The 17,798-nt window shown below is 61.3% G+C and carries 12 protein-coding genes; 10 read left to right on the top strand and 2 right to left on the bottom strand.

Going from position 1 to position 17,798, the window contains the following annotated elements; translation table 11 throughout:
- Positions 1-99 precede the first annotated feature (99 nt).
- Together AC3ISI_RS17045 and gspG are read right to left on the bottom strand one after the other, a co-directional pair.
- Positions 100-1,287, bottom strand: a complete 1,188-nt coding sequence (locus AC3ISI_RS17045) for a type II secretion system F family protein (protein ID WP_489332986.1) — start codon at positions 1,285-1,287, stop codon at positions 100-102.
- Between the two features lie 12 nt (positions 1,288-1,299).
- The gene (gene gspG / locus AC3ISI_RS17040) at positions 1,300-1,734 is read right to left on the bottom strand and encodes a type II secretion system major pseudopilin GspG (RefSeq protein ID WP_489332985.1); all 435 of its coding nucleotides are present in this window, start codon (positions 1,732-1,734) and stop codon (positions 1,300-1,302) included.
- Positions 1,735-1,929: 195 nt separating this feature from the next.
- Between gspG and AC3ISI_RS17035 the strand changes: the two genes are divergently transcribed.
- The 10 genes from AC3ISI_RS17035 to AC3ISI_RS16990 all read left to right on the top strand — a co-directional run bounded on the left by AC3ISI_RS17035 (position 1,930) and on the right by AC3ISI_RS16990 (position 17,798).
- Entirely contained in the window at positions 1,930-2,538 is a 609-nt protein-coding gene (locus AC3ISI_RS17035) for a lytic transglycosylase domain-containing protein (protein ID WP_489332984.1), read from the top strand.
- 205 nt (positions 2,539-2,743) lie between these two features.
- On the top strand, positions 2,744-8,557 hold the full coding sequence (gene mnxG / locus AC3ISI_RS17030) for a manganese-oxidizing multicopper oxidase MnxG (protein ID WP_489332983.1): 5,814 nt from the start codon (positions 2,744-2,746) through the stop codon (positions 8,555-8,557).
- Positions 8,558-8,714: 157 nt separating this feature from the next.
- Positions 8,715-10,667, top strand: coding sequence for a YncE family protein (locus AC3ISI_RS17025; RefSeq protein WP_489332982.1), 1,953 nt, complete (start codon positions 8,715-8,717; stop codon positions 10,665-10,667).
- Positions 10,668-10,680: 13 nt separating this feature from the next.
- Positions 10,681-11,337: an SCO family protein gene (locus AC3ISI_RS17020; protein ID WP_489332981.1), complete on the top strand. Its 657-nt coding sequence runs from the start codon at positions 10,681-10,683 to the stop codon at positions 11,335-11,337.
- The gene (locus AC3ISI_RS17015) at positions 11,334-11,942 is read left to right on the top strand and encodes an SCO family protein (RefSeq protein ID WP_489332980.1); all 609 of its coding nucleotides are present in this window, start codon (positions 11,334-11,336) and stop codon (positions 11,940-11,942) included. Before AC3ISI_RS17020 ends, AC3ISI_RS17015 begins: the two co-directional genes overlap by 4 nt.
- Positions 11,943-11,951: 9 nt before the next feature.
- Positions 11,952-13,502, top strand: a complete 1,551-nt coding sequence (locus tag AC3ISI_RS17010; protein ID WP_489332979.1) for a cytochrome c/ABC transporter substrate-binding protein — start codon at positions 11,952-11,954, stop codon at positions 13,500-13,502.
- Between the two features lie 13 nt (positions 13,503-13,515).
- Positions 13,516-14,469 (top strand): peptidylprolyl isomerase, encoded by a 954-nt coding sequence (locus AC3ISI_RS17005; protein WP_489332978.1) that lies wholly within the window; start codon positions 13,516-13,518, stop codon positions 14,467-14,469.
- A 219-nt stretch (positions 14,470-14,688) separates the two neighbouring features.
- The gene (locus tag AC3ISI_RS17000) at positions 14,689-15,222 is read left to right on the top strand and encodes a response regulator (protein ID WP_489332977.1); all 534 of its coding nucleotides are present in this window, start codon (positions 14,689-14,691) and stop codon (positions 15,220-15,222) included.
- A gap of 85 nt (positions 15,223-15,307) precedes the next feature.
- A complete protein-coding gene (locus AC3ISI_RS16995) occupies positions 15,308-17,014 on the top strand; it encodes a GspE/PulE family protein (RefSeq protein WP_489332976.1) in 1,707 nt (568 codons plus the stop codon).
- Positions 16,995-17,798: a hypothetical protein gene (locus tag AC3ISI_RS16990; RefSeq protein WP_489332975.1), complete on the top strand. Its 804-nt coding sequence runs from the start codon at positions 16,995-16,997 to the stop codon at positions 17,796-17,798. The genes AC3ISI_RS16995 and AC3ISI_RS16990 overlap by 20 nt, the downstream gene beginning before the upstream one ends.

The following is a 17,798-nucleotide window of genomic DNA, read 5'->3' as shown; positions in this document are numbered from 1 at the left end:
GCTGCTGGATTCAGTAGATGAACACCTCAGCGTTCTGCTTTATTCAGTTGAATCTTCGATAAAAGATGCAACGTACCGCTAGACCCTGTTCCAGAGGGGTCAGTGGATGCTTGAAGCCAGCTCGAAAATCGGCATGTACATCAGGATCACGATGACCCCGATCAATAGGCCGATGAAGGTCATGAGCAGCGGTTCAAACAACCGCACAAACCATTCGAGCCAGCGACTGATTTCTTCGTCGTAGAAGTCGGCGCTGCGCTCCATCATTTGCCCGAGGTTGCCGGACTGTTCGCCGGCACGTAGCAAACGCAGGGATACCGGGGTCACGAGGTGATTGAGTTCAAGCGCGGCCGATAGCGATTGTCCCTCGCGCACCCGCTCGCAGGCTTCGTCCAGGCGTGTGCGGGAGGCCACGGTGAGCAGGCCACGCACCATGCCCATGGCGGTGACGAGGGGAATACCGCCCTGCAGCAAAATCCCCAGCGAGCGGTAGAAGCGCGCCAGCTCATACATGAAGATGCGTTGATGGATAGCCGGGAGTTTTTCAATCAGACGGTCTACGCCCCGACGAAAGGCCGGTTGGCGCTGGAGGAAGGCGAGGGTGGCGATGATCGCCAGCAACCCGCCGAAGAATTCGCCCTGATGCGCGTGGAGGAACATCCCGCTGGTCATCAGGACTTGCGAGAGCCACGGCAGGTTCGACCCCAGACCTTCGAACACCAGGCTGAAACGCGGCACCACGTACCCCATCAAAAACAAAACCACGCCACCACCCACCACCAGCAACAGCATGGGGTAGATTGAAGCGCTGACGATTTTCTGGCGAACCTCGTCCATGCGCTGGCGATAGCTGACATATCGGCCCAGGGCTTCGCCCACGGCACCGGTCTTTTCACTGGACTGCACCAGCGCAACGTACAACGGGGGAAAAACCCCCGACAACTGGCCCAAGGCCTGGGAAAACGATTTGCCCTCATACAGCAAGCGCACCAGCTCACTCAAGGTTTTGCGGGCTTGTGGCGCGGATTCTTTTTCCGCAAGACTTTCCAGCGCATCAATCAACGGCAGGCCCGCATTGAGCAATGTGGTCAGTTCCTGGCTGAATAAAACCAGGTTGAAAGTCTCCCGCTTTTGCAGACGCAAGGCGCGCCAATGCCGCTCGGCGTGCAGGCTGACCACCCGCATCCCCTGGTCTTCGATGATGCGCCGGGCTTCGCTGTGGCCGGGGGCCTCGACGGTCATCGAAACCACACCGGCCTTGCCCACGGCTTTGAGATGAAAGCGCATGGTCTTCCCCCGTCATTGCCAGCTGGTGATTTCGGCGTTTTCGCCTTCGCCGCCGGGTTGCCCGTCCTTGCCCATGGACAGTAAATCGTACTCACCGTTTTCGCCGGGATAGCGGTAGGTGTAGTTACGGCCCCATGGGTCCTGCGGCACTTTTTTCTGCAAGTAAGGGCCGGTCCAGTGGGTTTCATCGCTCGGCGCGGTGACCAGCGCCTGCAAGCCTTGTTCAGTGGACGGGTAATGGCCGACTTCCAGACGATACAAATCCAGTGCCTTGCCCAGGCCCTCGATTTGCGCCTTGGCGACTTTGACTTCGGAACGGCCCAGTTGGGCGAAGTACTTCGGCGCGACGATACCGGCCAGCAGCCCCAGCACCACCAGCACCACCAACAGTTCGAGCAGGGTGAAGCCGCGTTGAGTACGCGGGGCACTACACAGACGTTGTTTCATGATGACCTCACACTATTGGCAGAAGGGTCGCAGTAAAGGCTTATGCAATTGCCATGCTCAGCCTTGGGCAACCTTCTGGACTCCCCGTGCCAAGGGCCTTCGCGCTTCCGGCACAGTGCTTGCGTATGGCTTGTTCACGATCGGCCATTGGGGCATTACCCCCATTTTTAGGGGCCGGCCAGGGGAGAACAACACATGAAAACACTCACCACTGGATTGCTCGGATGTTTGCTGTTGACCAGCATTGCACAGGCCGATGTATTCATTTCAGTGGACGCCAAGGGCAGCTATGTACTGTCCAATGTCCATCGTCCCGGCCGCACCTATGAACGGGTCATCCACGAGCCCACCGCAGCGGTCGTCAGCCTCGATCAGCAGCCCCAAATGATCGCCGCGCAACCCTATGCCGAGCTGGTCTCGGCGGCCGCCAAGGCCAATGAAGTGCCGGCGGCGCTGTTGCATGCGGTCATCCGCGCCGAGTCCCGTTACAACGCCGATGCAACGTCCGCCAAGGGCGCTGGCGGGCTGATGCAATTGATGCCCGACACCGCGCGGGAGATGGGCGTCAAGGATGTCTACGATCCCAAGGCCAACATCCAGGGCGGCGCCAAATACCTCAAGCACCTGTTGACCCTGTTCGACAACGACATTGCTCTCGCGGTGGCGGCCTACAACGCCGGGCCGCAAGCCGTGCTCAGCCATGGTGGAGTGATCCCGCCGTTCGCCGAGACCCAGCGTTACGTGCCGGATGTTTTACGCCAATACCGGCGCTTGCAGGGCCTGGCCGTGGATGCGCCGTTGTAATCGAAAGCGGCGTGCCGACACCCCCCAATAGTGGGGAACGATAGCCCCGGCAGAAAAGTGGGGAATAAGTGGGGAATATCCCCCGGCTTATCAAGTCGTCGATGTAACCAACTGAAAAACAACAAGATTATTTATGGCATGGGGATTGCTGCACAGCCCTTGTCGAGAATTATTCCTGTGAGCACCTATAGCGAGGCCCGTGATTATGTCCGGCATACCCCACGCTCATCAGTTGGTTAATCTGCTGTTGTTTTTTGCGCCACTGTTTGGCATCGAGATGGCCGACGCAGCCGCCCGTTGTGAACGAAATCTGGTCGCTAACATCGTGGCGCTGGATCAGCCGCTGATGTTCAATCGCCTGGGTGCACAGAACGCAAACGGCATGATGTTTGCCCTGCGCCGCGACGTGGTCGATGCCAACAATATGTCTTTGGCCCAGGGCGGGGCGGCGGTGCCGGGCAAAGTCTCGCTGCGTCCCGACAAGCGCCCGCGCCCATTGGTGCTGCGTGTGGCCGCCGGTGATTGCCTGACGATCAACCTGCAAAACCTGCTGGCGTATCAAGCCAACCCCGGCAAAAACGAAGGTGCTGATGTCGAGGGTGAAGTGGAGAACATCGACGGCTTCAAGGTCGATGAACAAGTTACCGACCGCCACGTCGGCTTCCAGGTCAACGGCCTGCAAGCGGTCAACAGCATTGACGACATCGCCTCCTTTACCGGGCGCAACGCCAACACGTTGATCCCGCCAGGTGCCACCCGTTCCTACACCTTGTATGCCGAGCGCGAAGGCGCGTTTGCTGCCAGCAGCCGTGGTGCCACCTTCGGCGGTGAAGGCGATGCGGGCAACGTGGCCAACGGCCTGTTTGGCGAAGTGGTGGTGGTCCCCAAGGGGGGCCGTACCTATCGCAACACCGTGACCGAAGAAGAGATGCGCCTGGCCAGTGCTGGCCGTACCCCGGCCGGTCAACCGATTGTCGATTACCAGGCGCGTTACCCGCAGCGCGAGCCGTGGATCCGTGAAGGCAAGGCGGGCACGCCGATCATCAGCATGGTCGACGGCAGTGAAATCATTTCCAGCGAAAGCGACGCGATTGTGATGGGCAGCAACGCCGACGGCAGCTTCCCGCCTTCGACCTATCCACTGGAAGCCATCGGCAAGCGCAACCCGGCGCTGCCAAACCGGCTGGAACCGTTCCGTGATTTCGCCTCGCAGTTCCAGGATGAAACCGCCGCGACCCAGGCATTCCCGGCCTATTGGGCAGACCCGGTGATGGCCCACGTGCTGGAGCCTACCCGCGACTCATTCATGATCAACTATGGTTCTGGCGGCATGGGCGCCGAAGTGGTGGCCAACCGTTTGGGCGTCGGGCCGATGCACGATTGCCTGTCCTGCGCCTATGAAGAATTCTTCCTCAGTTCTCACACCGTGGGGGACGTGGCGATGCTGGTGGACGTACCTGCCAACGTCGGCCTGGAAAACATTCGTCCGGGGGAAACGCCACGTGCCGATCAGGTCGGGGTAAAGGCGACCATGGCGCTGTATCCATCCGAGCCGTCGAACGTCAACCACAGCTACATCGGTGACTTCGTCAAATTCCGCAACACGCACAATGGCCACGAGCAGCACATCTTCCACCTGCACGGCCATCAATGGCTGTTCAATCCCAACGACGATAACTCCGACTATGTAGACGCCCAGGGCATCGGCCCGGGCGCCGGTTACACCTATGAAATCGCCAACGGTGGCTCGGGCAACCGTAACCGGGTGGCGGGCGATGCGATCTATCACTGCCACTTCTATCCGCACTTTGCCCAAGGCATGTGGGCCATGTGGCGAGTGCACGATGTGTTTGAGGAGGGTACCAAACTCGAAGTTTCCCAGCAGGGTAACGATGGCTATCACAGCGAACCTTATGCCCTGCGCAGCGGTAAACCGGCGGCGGGCGCACGGGCTCTGCCCGATGGCGAGATCATTGCCGGCACGCCGATTCCAGCGGTTGTGCCGCTGCCGGGCAAAGCCATGGCGCCGATGCCAGGCAAAGTGGCGGTTGTGCCGAAGATCAGCGAAACCCTGGTGGCCAGTCATGGCGATGATGAGGAGGAGGGCGATGACGACGGCGAACATCACGGTGGCAGCGGTGGTGCTCAAGCCATCGGCTCCCTGGCCTTGGTGGACCGTAGCGAAGCCAATAGAAATGCCGACGGCAGCCTGAAAAACCCTGGCTATCCGTTCTGGATCGGCGGCATGGAAAGTTCGGTCGGCCAACGTCCGCCCACTCCGCCGCTGGACATGCTCGACGCCGCCAAGGCGCAATCGCTGAAAACCAGCGGCAATGCCTTGTGGGCCAACCTCGACCCGGCGCAGTCCGGTGGCTGGGACGGCGGTTTGGGGCGCCACTCGCTGGATGGTTTCTCCTCGGGTGGTGAGGCGCACACCGTCACCACTTCGCTGGATTTCTCCAAGGAAGTGACCCGCGCCAAACCGATTTACATGCCTGAGGAAGGCACCGAAGTCGAACAGGCGGCCATGGCGTTCCACGCCAAAAAAGAACACGCGAGCTTCGCCGTGCTGCCGGGCAATCAGGTAGTAGCGCGCAACTTCCGCACCAACGGCGCGTTGCCGATGGCCGGCGCGCCGTACTACGAACCGTGCATGGACGACCGGCAAAAACGCCTGACCGCCAGCGCCGGCACCGGCGAGTTCAACAGCGGCGAACGGATCGACGGCCTGTCGTTCACGGGTTCGTCGACCTTCACCGCCGACCGTCCGCGCATCTATAAAGCGGCGAACATCCAGTTCGACGCGGTATACAACAAGGTCGGTTACCACTTCCCGCAAGCGCGCATTCTGGCGTTGTGGGAAGACGCCTGGCCGGTGATCACCAAACAGCGTCCGCCGGAGCCTCTGGTGATGCGCATGAACACCTTCGACTGCGTCCAGTACCAGCAAACCAACCTGGTACCGGCCATCTACGAGATGGACGACTATCAGGTGCGCACACCAACCGACGTAATCGGCCAGCACATTCACCTGCCTAAATGGGACTTGACCGCCGCTGACGGCTCGGCCAACGGCTGGAACTATGAAGACGGCGTGCTTTCCCCCGGTGCCGTGCAGGAGCGCATTCACGCGATTCGTCTGTTCAACCAGTGCGAAGGCACCGACCCGCGCGACGGCACGCCGGTTTGCCCGGTAGCCAAGACGCATCCGTACTTTGGTCAATATGGCCGGGCCGACTGGATGGGCGCACGTACGGCGATGCAGCGCTGGTTTGTCGATCCGGTCGTCAATACCAAGGGCGTCGATCGTGGGCTGGGCACCATTTTCACTCACGACCACTTGGGCCCGTCGACGCACCAACAGATTGGTCTGTACGCCACCGTGCTGGCCGAACCGGCCGGTTCCACCTGGTTCCACGCCGAAACCGGCGAGCCGTTGTACAGCGGCGCACGGCAAGACGGCGGGCCGACCTCGTGGCAAGCGGTGGTGTCCACCGGTGACCTGGACGGTGATGGCAAGAACGACAGCTTCCGCGAGTTCTTCCTCGAATACAGCGATTTCCAGCACGCTTATGAAGCCGGTGTGTACGTCGGCGCCGGCCCCAATGGCGTGCCGGATGCACGAGCCTACCCAGCCACCGCCGACAGCTTCCGCTACGCGATCAACCCGCCGGTGCGCAAAGAAGCCGAGACCCTGCTTGAACAGGTGGTTGAAGCGCGCGGTGGACTGTCGCCTGGCTGCCCAAGCCGGCCTTGCCCGCAAGCCATCTCGGTGGATGATCCGGGGATGTTTGTGGTCAATTACCGCAACGAACCGCTGGCCCTGCGGGTCTACGACCCGAACAAGGTCGGCCCGGACGGCAAGCGCGGCATGCAGGCCGACGGCCTCGGCGGTGACCTCGGGTACGCCATGCAAAGCCGTACCGACCGGGCTATCCCGGCGATGAACCTGGCGCCCAACCAGGTTACCGCCGCCACCGGCCCAACCGGCGGCACCACGCTGTTCCCGCCCCACATCAACCGCGGCGGTGCGGAGCCGGGTGACCCGTTTACCCCGATGTTGCGTACCTACACCGGTGACAATGTGCGGCTGCGGGTGCATGCCGGCGGTCACGAAGAAGAGCACAACGTGACCCTGCACGGGGTGAAATGGCTGCAAAGCGGTTCCGGTTTCGGCAACAGCTCCAACTCCGGCTGGCGCTCGTCGCAAATGATCGGGATCTCCGAGCAGATGGGCTTCAATGCGCCGGTCTCGATGATCTCCAGCTCAGCCGCGACTACCGGGGATTACCTGTACTCGATGGATGCGTCCCTGGAAGGTTACTGGAGCGGAATCTGGGGCGTGATGCGCAACTACACCGCGCAACGCAGTGACCTGTTCGCGCTGCCGAACAACCCGAAACCGGCCGGTATGCGTAACACCGTGGCCTTCGATGGTATCTGCCCGCGGATTGGGGCCAACCCGAACGGCATTGGCACCCGGCCGACCGTGCAACGCAACTATGAAGTGGTCGCGGCGCTGGCCAACGATATTCTCGGCAATCCGCTGAGCCTGTCCATCGCCGACCCGGCGGGGCTCGGTCAGAACGTCGGCGGGCCGTTGAATCCTGCGGGTGGCACGCTGGTGTACAACTCCCGTGCAGTGAGCATTCCACAAGTGACCGTGACCGATCCTGAGGATGGCGAGACCTTCACCGTCGGCGGGCAAAGCGGCCCATTGCATGACCCGACGGCGATCCTCTACGTGCGCAAGGCCGACCTCGACCCGACCACCGGCAAGCTGAAACCCGGCGTGCCTGTCGAGCCGCTGGTACTGCGCGCGGCGGCAGGTGACTGCATCAACATCACCCTGGAAAATCGTTTGCCCACCGTCATGCCGGACCTGACACAGACCGCCGTGATGCAAGGCTTGGTCAAGCGTGACCGCAACGGTAGTGAAGGCTCGACGACCTTCAGCAACAACCTGATGCGGCCATCCAGCACGGTGGGTTTGCACGCACAACTGCTGGCGTACGACATCACCAAATCCGACGGCACTAACGTCGGCACCAACCCGATCCAGACCGTCCCGCCACGCGTTGGCAACACCGGGGCGTACCCGACGCGTACCTATCAGTACTACGCCGGGCACCTGGAACGCGAAGGCAAGCCGATCACGCAACTGGGCCGCAGTGTCGACAACATCAACGCCACGGCGGTGGAGTTCGGCGGGTTGAATTTCACCCCGGCGGACGTGATCAAGCAGCCGCAGAAGGGCCTGGGTGGTGCGATGAGCATCCTGCCGGTCGGCGCGACCTGGGTTGAAGACACGCGCAAAGTTAATGCCACGGTCACCGCGTCTGGGCAGACCACCTACCGCGACTTTGCGATGGTCTGGCAGAAAGCGTTGAACATGCGCTGGGCCAACGGTCGGCCGGTGGAAGGCATCGCCTCGGAAGGCAATGGCGTACCGACCGATCCGCAGGACAACTCGAGCATGGCGATCAACTATAAAACCGAACCGATGTGGTACCGCTTCGGCCTGGCGCCGGACGCGCCGTTCGGTCACGCCGGCGGCAACGGTTACGGCGACGTGCCCAACGCGCACATGGCCTATAGCAACGCGCTGGTGGGGGGCGATCCGCAGACACCGGTGCTGTATGTCAAACCGGGACAACCGTTCCGCACCCACATCCTGATGCCGACCGGTGGCAGCCGCGGTTCGACCTTCCAGCTTGACGGTCACGTCTGGTCGGTCAACCCCTTCCAGTCCGAGAAGAGCGACACCGGCGGTTACCCGATGATGACGCCTGGCGTGGGTTCGGTGCGGTTCGGCTACAACCCGATGTCGATGTACATCGGCGCCCACGAAAGCATCCTGCCGGCGGCGCACTTCAGCTTCATGCACCCGAGCGCCGGGGGTAGCAATGCGATACCGGGCGACTACCTGTTCCGTGATTACGCGGCTTACGGCAATACCGCAGGGCTTTGGGGATTGCTGCGGGTGACCAACGAGCCTGAACCGGCGCCTGCGCCGTAGACCATGAGATGGGAGTGGCACCGTCCCTGTGGGAGCGAGCCTGCTCGCGATGAAGTCACCTCGGTGTCATGGGGGTGAGGCAAATGACGCTATCGCGAGCAGGCTCGCTCCCACATGGGGGCGCGGCGGCAGGAAGAGAATTGAAGAGGGGAGAGGGATGAACAGGACCATCAAAATCAGCGGTTGTGTGGTGGCAGTCGGGGTCGCTTTGATCAGCCTCGGCGTCTGGCGCACCACGCCACCCAGCATGCTGAGCGAGGTCGCCCTGCCGGACATCTGGAGCAGCCAGAACCTCTCGCGTGACGGCGTATCGGTAGCGCTTGAAGTCAAACCGTTAGCCAAGGACGGCGTGCTGCGCGAAGGTGAATTTGCCGACGTGCAGTTCCGGGTCAACGACAGTGCCTCGGGCCAGCCGTTGTCGGGCGTCAATCCCGGCGCCTGGCTCGACCCCGAAACCGTCGCCGCCGATCAGGCCCAGGGCCGCGAGCAAAGCTGCAAGTCGCGGGTCGGGGTGTTCCTCAAATCCAGCATTGGCGCGCGGCCGTTGCTGGACCTGAACAGTTATTTCCTGCTGGTGATGAATCGCGATGCCAGCGTTTCGGTGGTGGATCCGTCGGTATCGGTGGGGGGCATCACCAGCACCATGGCCCGAATCAACCTCAAACAGCCACCGATGGATTGGGTGACCCCAAAGGACAACAAACGGGTGTTTGTGTCGATGCCAACGGCCGGAGAAGTGGCGGTGATCGACAGCGAGCAATTCAAGTTGCTGGAGTCGGTGGCGGCCGGCAGCAACCCGGTCCGTGTGGCCCTGCAACCGGATGAGCGTCTGCTGTGGGTCGGCAACAATGCGTCGAAATCCGACGAATCCGGTGTCACGGTGATCGACACCCACAGCCTCAAGACCCTCAAACACCTGTCCACCGGGGCCGGGCATCACGAAATCGCCTTCAGCAAGGACAGCCGGTTTGCCTTCGTCACCAATCGCGACGACGGCACATTGAGCATCATCGACATCGCCAGCCTGACCGTGAGCAAACAACTCAAGACCGGCTCCCACCCGTTGTCAGTGGCGTACTCGCCGCTGTCCCAGGCGGTGTATGTCGCCGATGGCCAGGACGGCACCGTGACGGTGGTCGACAGCGCCAGCCTGGCGGTGCGTCGGGTGATCAAGGTGAAGCAAGGCCTTGGGCCGATGGGGTTCAGCGCTGACGGTCGATTCGGCATTGTGCTCAACACCCTCGAGAACCAGGCCTCGGTGATCGACGCCGCCACCGACTCGCTGATCCATGAACTGGACGTGTCGGCCGAGCCCTACCAAGTGGTGTTTACCAAAGCCTATGCCTATGTCCGCGGACTGGCGTCGGCCAAAGTCACGATGATCAACCTGTCGTCGCTGGGCCAGGGACGCACGCCGATCAGCCAGGGGTTCGAAGCCGGGCCGCAGCCGCCACGGCTGGCCGGTGATCTGCCGCTGGCGTCGAGCCTGGCGGTGTCGCGAGACGACAACGCGGTGTTCGTGGTCAACCCGGTCGACAACACCACCTATTTCTACGCCGAAGGCATGAACGCGCCGATGTCCGGTTACCCCAATCGCGGGCAAGTGGCACGGGCGGCGATGGTCATCGACCGCAGCTTGCGCGAGGTCGAACCGGGGCTGTACAGCGCACGGATCAAATTGCCGTCGGCCGGTCGTTTCGACGTGGCGTTTCTGCTCAATCAACCGAACATCATCCATTGCTTCACGGCATTGGTTGAGCCCGACAAACAACTCGCCCAGCGCCCTGGCGTGCCCAAAGTGGAGTTCATGCTCGACAAGGCAACGACTGCCATCGGCAGCCCTTACGTGGTGCGCTTTCGCATCGTCGAGGGCCAGCAGAAAGCCCAGCGCAGCGGGGTCAAGGATGTGCATGTGCGCTACTTCCGCGCCCCGACCTCACGGGCTCAGGAAGTCGCCGCCCTCGAAGTGGGCAATGGCATCTATGAAGCCCCGGTGACCCTGGACCAGAACGGCGCGTGGTACTTGCACGTCCGTGCGGCGTCGCTGGGTGCGAATTTTGACGACAAGACTTTTGCCAGCGTGCGGGTTCTGCCCGGCAATACGAACTGAAGAGGACACCGACATGAACCGTTTCGCAAATCGTGGATTGCTGACGTTCTGCCTATTGACTGCTGGTATCGGTCAAGCCCTGGCGCACTCGGCGGATGAACACGCCGGGCACGACATGCCGGCCAAAAGCGCCAGCTCCGAGAGTGCTCAGGTCAAATTCGCCGACGTGGCACTGGTGGACCAGAACGGCAAATCGGTGCGCCTGGAAAAGGACCTGATCAGCAACAAAATCGTGGTCATGAGCTTCATCTACACCAGTTGCACCACGGTGTGCCCGGTGGTGTCTTCGATCATGGGCAAGGTGCAAAAGCAACTCGGTGCGCGGGTCGGGGGCGAGGTGCAACTGGTGTCGATCAGCGTCGACCCGCAGCGCGACGACGCCAAACGCCTGAACGACTACGCCCGCAACTTCCAGAGAGGCCCAGGCTGGAGTTGGCTGACCGGCAGTTCGCAGTCGATCAATGACACCCTCAAAGGCTTGGGCTCGTTCAGTGGTGACTTCAAGAACCATCAGCCATTGATCCTCGTCGGCGACGGTAACAGTCGTCACTGGACTCGCTACTACGGGTTCACCGACCCGGCGGTGCTGACCCGTGAAGTCGAGAAAATCAGCGGCCAGCGCAATGCCCACGCCAAACACACCGCCATTGCCATGGAGGAGCAGCCATGAGAGCACTCGCCTTGACCTTCATGTGCCTGCTCAGTTTGACGGCGTTTGCCCACGAAGGGCACGAAGAAACCGCACCAGCTGTGGCTGCCGCGCAACCGGCGACTGGCACGCACGACGCAAAAACCTGGTTCACCGACACGCCGTTGCAGGATCAGAACGGCGAGACCTTGCGCTTCTACAGTGACGCGCTGCAAAACCGCGTGGTGCTGCTGAACGTGATTTTCACCAGTTGCACCGATGCCTGTCCGCTGATCACCCGCAAGCTCAAGGAAGTGCGTGAGTTGCTGGGCGACAAGGCGGATGGCATCACGTTTATCTCCCTTACCAGTGATCCGCTGCGTGATACACCGGCGGTACTCAAGGCCTACACCTTGAAACAGGGCGTCGATGGGCCCCACTGGCTTTTTCTTACTGGCGACAAGGCGCAAATGGACCTTGTCCTGGGGCGTATCGGCCAGATTGTGCCGACCCCCGAGCAGCATTCCACACAGTTGATCGTCGGTGATGTGGCGAACAAACGCTGGAGTAAAATCCGCCCCGATGCCCCGGCTGCCGCCATTGCTCAGCGCTTGCAGTTGCTGACCATGCCCGTGGCCGGTCGCTGAGTGCGCGCCATGAAAACCTCCCTCGTCCTCGCCTTGCTACTGCTTGGCGGCATTCCTTTCGCCGCCCAGGCGTTAGCGTTGAACCCCAGCGAAAGTGCGGGCAAACGCCTGTACCGCGAAGGTGTGTCCGAGAGCGGTGAACCGGTCATGGCACGGGTCGGCGCTGCCGACATACTGCTGCCGGCCACCAGCTTGCCGTGCGCCAACTGCCATGGTGCTGACGCTCAGGGGCGGCCGGAAGGCGGGGTGCGCCCCCCGGACATCAGTTGGTCGCGCCTCTCCAGCCGCTATGGCCAGGTGCAAATCAACGGTCGCGACTATCCGGCTTACACCGAAGGCACGCTGGCCCGTGCCATTGAGCAAGGTCGCGACTCAGCCAATAACCGACTCGACCCGGCGATGCCGCGGTTCGTGCTGTCGATGAAAGATCAACGCAACCTCACGGCTTACCTCAAGCGAGTAGCCAATGACAGCGACCCCGGTTTGACCGCCGACAGTTTGCACCTGGGCACGCTGTTGCCCAGTCAGGGGCCATTGGCCGACGAGGGCGCCACAGTAGCGGCGGTACTCAAGGGCTGCGTGGCGCGGATTAATGCGGCGGGCGGCATTCATGGCCGGCAATTGCGCCTGACCATTCTGGACCCTGGCCTGGACCGGACCAGTGCCGAGTGGGCGCTGGACCAATTGATTGAGAAAGAGCAGGTGTTCGCCCTCATTGCACCCCTGGCACCGGCGCTGGATGCGGACCTGGCGACGCGTCTTGAACAGGTGGGGATTCCGCTGATCGGGCCGCTTTCATTGCAGGGCTCGGCGCAGGCCAGTCGGCAAATCTTTGAACCGTTGCCGGGGCTGCGCGAACAGCTGATCGCCCTGGCTAACTATGCCGCGGCCAGTTTGCGTGTGCTTCAGGGACCGACGCTGATTACCTACCCGGACGAACCGGGCCAACGGCTGGCGGCGCAAAATCTCAGTCAGTACCTGCAAGATAACGCCTGGAAACAGGTGCGTCTGCAAGCCTACGACGAGGCAAAGGACGAACTGCCGCTGGGCTCGCGGTCAGTATTCTACCTGGGCAGTGGCAGCGGCTTCAGTCGTCTGGCCGAACGTTTGCAGACGGCGGGGCAGGTGCCTTACCTGTTCGCCGCGTCGAATCAGGTGGCCGGTGAGGTGTTGAAAGTGCCCAGTGGATTTTCTCGTCGATTGTTTTTGGCCTACCCCTTCGTGCCCAGTGACTGGACGCTGGCCGGACGCCTGGCGCTGACGCAGTTGCGCGAAACACAGGGGCTTGGCGGTCAGCACTCGGTGCTGCAAGTCGGCGCCTACAGTTCGATGCAACTGTTGAGCGAAGGCATGAAGCAGGCCGGGCGCGACGCCAGCCGCGAGAAGCTCATCAGTGCTCTGGAAGGCCTGCACGATTTCGATACCGGGCTGACCCCGCTGCTCAGCTTTGGCCCGGGTCGCCGCCTGGGCTTGAGTGGCGCCCATGTCGTCACGGTAGACCTGTCCGACCAGCGCTTCTTCCTGGTTGCCCCCTACAAACCCATTGGTGTCATGCCTTGACCGGAGGCCGATCATGAAATTCAACACTGTGCTGATACTGCTGACGCTGTGGGCTCCGGTGGCGTTCTGCAACAACGGGCCGGCCGCCGCGCGGGTCAATGGAGAAGAGATTTCAGAGTTTCGCCTGGAGCGCTATTTCGCCGAATTCCTCGAAGATCAGGGCAGGGCAGTGGGTAACATTCGTAACCCCAAGGCCTACAAACAACTGCGTCAGAAGGCGCTGGATGCATTGATCGACAAGGAGTTGTTGTGGCAGGAAGCGGTCAAGCGCGGCGTGGTGATCAGCGACGCCGACGTGCAAAACCAGGTTGCCCAGACCCGGCAAGCGATCGGCGGCCCCGAGGTGTTTGCCCGCCGTCTCGAAGACGCCGGTTTCGATGAAGCCAGTTTTACCGAATACACCCGCCGTGAGTTGGCGGCGCAGCAGGTCTTTGCCGAGCTGGTCCAGATGGGCAAGCCGGATGAAAAACAGGTCCGGGCGTTTTACGAGGAACACCGTGCCGACATGAGCAGGCCAGAAGAAATCCAGGCCCGGCACATCCTGATCAAAGTGCCCCAAGGTGCCGATGCCGCCACAGTGGAAGCGGCGCGACTACGATTAATAGAAATGCGCGCGAAAATTAGCCAGGGCGAAGACTTTGCCAGCGTTGCCCGGGCAGGCTCTGAAGATGCTTCTGCCAGTGTAGGCGGGGATCTGGGCTCTTTCCCTCGTGGACGCATGATGCCGGAGTTCGAGGCGGCGGCGTTTGCGTTGGCGCCGGGTGACGTCAGTGAGCCGGTACGTACGCCATTGGGTTGGCATCTGATTTATTTACAGAACCACTTGGAAGCGACCGATGTCACAGAAAAGCAAGGGCTTGAAATGGTCCGGGCTTATCTTGCCCGACAGGAACAGGCCCAGGCTCGCCTGCAAGTCTTGGCGCAGCTTCGATCAAGCAATCGAATCGAACGGATTGATGATGATTAACGCTCGTCCCCCAATTGTGGGGGAAAGCATCATTGCAAATCCTGGCGCTTCCCCGTCTTTGGGGGACGGTGTTCGCGAGCGAAAAAGTTTTATCATGAAAATCAAAGAGATGTGCCGGCCAAAAACCGGTTCTGAGTCTGGCATGAAGTGTGCGTTAGCCTAATTAAGGCGCGTACTCCGAGGCACGAATATCGGACCTGCGGTTACAAGGAGTCGACCTTGTTAAACAAAATACTGGTTGTTGAAGACGAAAAGCTGCTTGCACAAAACCTCCAGGAGTATCTGGCGGCGCAAGGGCTGGAAGTCCTGGTAGCGAACGACGGTGCGAAGGCGATCGGCGAAGCCGAAAGATTTGCACCCGATGTGATGGTGCTCGATTACCGCTTGCCCGATATGGAAGGCTTTGATGTGCTCGATGCCGTCCGCCAAAACAGGAAGTGTCACTTTGTGCTGATTACCGGGCACCCAACCGCTGAAGTGTGTGAGCGGGCCCGGCAACTGGGAGTCAGCCATATCCTGTTCAAACCGTTTCCTTTGGCGGAATTGGCCCGTGCAGTCTGTGACCTTTTAGGGATGAAGCGCGAACCCAAAACGGGCGTGAGCACTAGCGAAGGATTCGTCGAACGACGCCAGAGCAGGACCGAGAGTTTCCCGCTGCAGTTGTACGACGGTAGTTGGGTGCTTGCGGATCGCCGACGAAAAACCTCGGCCTCCATGGCGCCAGACGACGAACAACTGCTCACCGGGGAGTAATTGGCGCGACAAGACGTTCCGGCACCCGCCGCAATGACTCGCCGCGCCGACAGGGCTTAAAACCCCGGGTGTTGGAGAGCATTTCATGGACCGTCTATCCCTTGCCGTCGAACCGGCGTTGTTGGACTGCGTACCGTCTCGTTTTTCCAGTGAGCAATTAGCCCAGGCCCGGGCTCGCGCCACCAGTTCCGGCGAGCGGGTACTGGAATCCCTTGGGGTGTTGTGCGAACTGGCCCCGATGCCCTTCATCCAGTGCCTCGGCACAACCCTGCATTATCCGGTGCTCGACACCGACAGCCTGTTCAAGGCCATTCCGGTATTCGACCGGGTCACCCTGGCCCAATGCCTCAAGCGCGAATTCATCCTGCTGCGTCATGAGGATGCGGTCATTGGCGTGTTTGCTGACCCCTTCGATACGTCGCGCCTGGCCTGGATCGACGACTGCCTGCACGGTGCGCCGCTGTACCTGGTGCATGCCGACGACCTGAAAGCCTACCTGGCGCGTCACGAAGAGAGCTTCCACGCGGTGGAGTCGCTCAATGCCCAATCCGATACCGGCGTCGAAATCGATAACCTGCAAAGCCTGTCTCTGACCAGCATCAGCGAAGACGCCAGCGTCGTCGTCAAACTGGTCAACTCGACCCTCTACGACGCCTTGAAAATGCACGCCAGTGATATCCACCTGGGCACCACCGGCAGCGGCCTGGTGATCAAGTACCGGATCGATGGCGTGTTGAACAACATCAGTAAAATACAGGGCAGCGAATTCGCCGAGCAGGTCATCTCCCGGGTCAAGGTCATGGCCGAACTGGACATCGGCGAAAAACGCGTGCCTCAGGACGGTCGCTTCAAGATCGGCATCAGCGGCCGGCAAATCGACTTCCGGGTGTCGATTATGCCGAGCATTTTCGGTGAAGACGCGGTGCTGCGGGTCCTCGACAAACAGGACCTGGCCGACAAGGTCAGCGGCGTGCAATTGCAGGCGCTGGGCTTCGAAGAGGAAACCCTGCGCCAGCTGCGGCGCCTGGCGGCTGAACCTTACGGTATGGTGCTGGTGACCGGGCCGACCGGTAGCGGCAAAACCACCACGCTGTACGCGATGATCACCGAGATCAACCACGGCGTGGACAAGATCATCACCATCGAAGACCCCGTGGAATATCAATTGCCGGGCGTGCTGCAAATCCCGGTCAACGAAAAGAAAGGCCTGACCTTCGCCCGTGGTTTGCGCTCGATCCTGCGTCATGACCCGGACAAGATCATGGTCGGTGAAATCCGCGACCCGGACACCGCGCAAATTGCCGTGCAATCGGCACTCACCGGGCACTTGGTGTTTACCACTATCCACGCCAACAACGTGTTCGATGTGATCGGCCGTTTCACCCAGATGGAAATCGACCCCTACAGCTTGGTGTCGGCCCTTAACGCGGTGCTGGCGCAACGGCTGATCCGCCTGGTCTGCGCCAGTTGCAGCGCGCCGGTCACGCCCACCGACGACGAGTTGCTGGCCTCTGGTCTCGACCCCAAAGAAGTCGGGCACTACCACTTTGTGCATGGCAAGGGCTGCGGCCATTGCCGGGGCACCGGGTATCGCGGGCGCAGTGCGATCGCGGAGCTGCTGCACCTGGACGACGAGCTGCGGCAAATGATTGTCGAACGCCAACCCATTTCCAAGATCAAGGCTCACGCCTGCAAACGTGGCTTGCGCCTGCTGCGCGAGTCGGCCCTGGAACTGGTGCAACAGGGGCGTACCACGCTCGAGGAGATCAATCGTGTCACTTTTGTCTCGTGATCGTTATGTCGCCGTCCTCGGCGCCAGTGGTGTTGGCCTGGGTCAGCGCAAGGGCAGCGAAACCCTGTGGCTGGGCAGCGTCGGCTTTATCGACGAAGGCTTTCACGCCTGGGCAGTCGCCCTCGAAACCCTCGACCGTTTGCTGGGCGAATACGTTCATGCCGGAGCGGATTTGAGTGTGGTGGTTTCCGGACATTTCAGCCGTTTTTGCCTGGTGCCGTGGAGCGAAGCCATCAGTACCCCCGACGAATTGCTCGGGTTCGCCCAACTGTGCTTCGAAGACCTTTACGGTGTACCGGCACAACCCTGGAGCATCGTGCTGTCGGCCGAGCCTGCGGGTTACGACCGGATCGCTACTGCGCTGCCGCAAGACTTGCTGACACGTTTGCGCAGCCTGGTCAGCGATCGCGGCCTGCGTTTGCGTTCGGTGCAGCCGTATCTGATGGCCGCGTTCAACCACTTCGACAAGAGCTTTGACGGTGGCGACTTTCTGTTTGTGGTGGCCGAGCCCGTGCGCAGTGTGTTGCTGCTGGCGCGGGAGGGGCGTTGGGTGGCGGTGCGTTCGGTGGGCAGCAGTGACAGCGATGCCGCACTGACCGCACTGATCGGCCGTGAAAGCCAACTGCAAGCTTCCACCAGCGAGCGGCCGTTCAATCTCTACCTGCATGCCCCGGCGCGCATCGACTCCCACCCTGATGTGCCCGGCGTGCAATTGCGCACCCTTGAAGAAGACCAGACATCCGTACGCGACAGTTTGTACGTCATGTCTCGGGCGGTGGCCTGA

It is taken from the genome of Pseudomonas sp. GL_139_B (assembly GCF_057834475.1).
The sequence above is the reverse complement of the archived record's forward strand: the minus strand, read 5'-3'. Positions and strand labels throughout refer to the sequence as shown.

Coding starts and splice junctions, on each gene's coding strand:
- mnxG (WP_489332983.1), top strand. CDS start 2,744: ATGTCCGGCATACCCCACGCTCATCAGTTGGTTAATCTGCTGTTGTTT.
- AC3ISI_RS17045 (WP_489332986.1), bottom strand. CDS start 1,287: ATGCGCTTTCATCTCAAAGCCGTGGGCAAGGCCGGTGTGGTTTCGATG.
- AC3ISI_RS17025 (WP_489332982.1), top strand. CDS start 8,715: ATGAACAGGACCATCAAAATCAGCGGTTGTGTGGTGGCAGTCGGGGTC.
- AC3ISI_RS17005 (WP_489332978.1), top strand. CDS start 13,516: ATGAAATTCAACACTGTGCTGATACTGCTGACGCTGTGGGCTCCGGTG.
- AC3ISI_RS17035 (WP_489332984.1), top strand. CDS start 1,930: ATGAAAACACTCACCACTGGATTGCTCGGATGTTTGCTGTTGACCAGC.
- AC3ISI_RS17015 (WP_489332980.1), top strand. CDS start 11,334: ATGAGAGCACTCGCCTTGACCTTCATGTGCCTGCTCAGTTTGACGGCG.
- gspG (WP_489332985.1), bottom strand. CDS start 1,734: ATGAAACAACGTCTGTGTAGTGCCCCGCGTACTCAACGCGGCTTCACC.
- AC3ISI_RS17020 (WP_489332981.1), top strand. CDS start 10,681: ATGAACCGTTTCGCAAATCGTGGATTGCTGACGTTCTGCCTATTGACT.
- AC3ISI_RS17010 (WP_489332979.1), top strand. CDS start 11,952: ATGAAAACCTCCCTCGTCCTCGCCTTGCTACTGCTTGGCGGCATTCCT.
- AC3ISI_RS16995 (WP_489332976.1), top strand. CDS start 15,308: ATGGACCGTCTATCCCTTGCCGTCGAACCGGCGTTGTTGGACTGCGTA.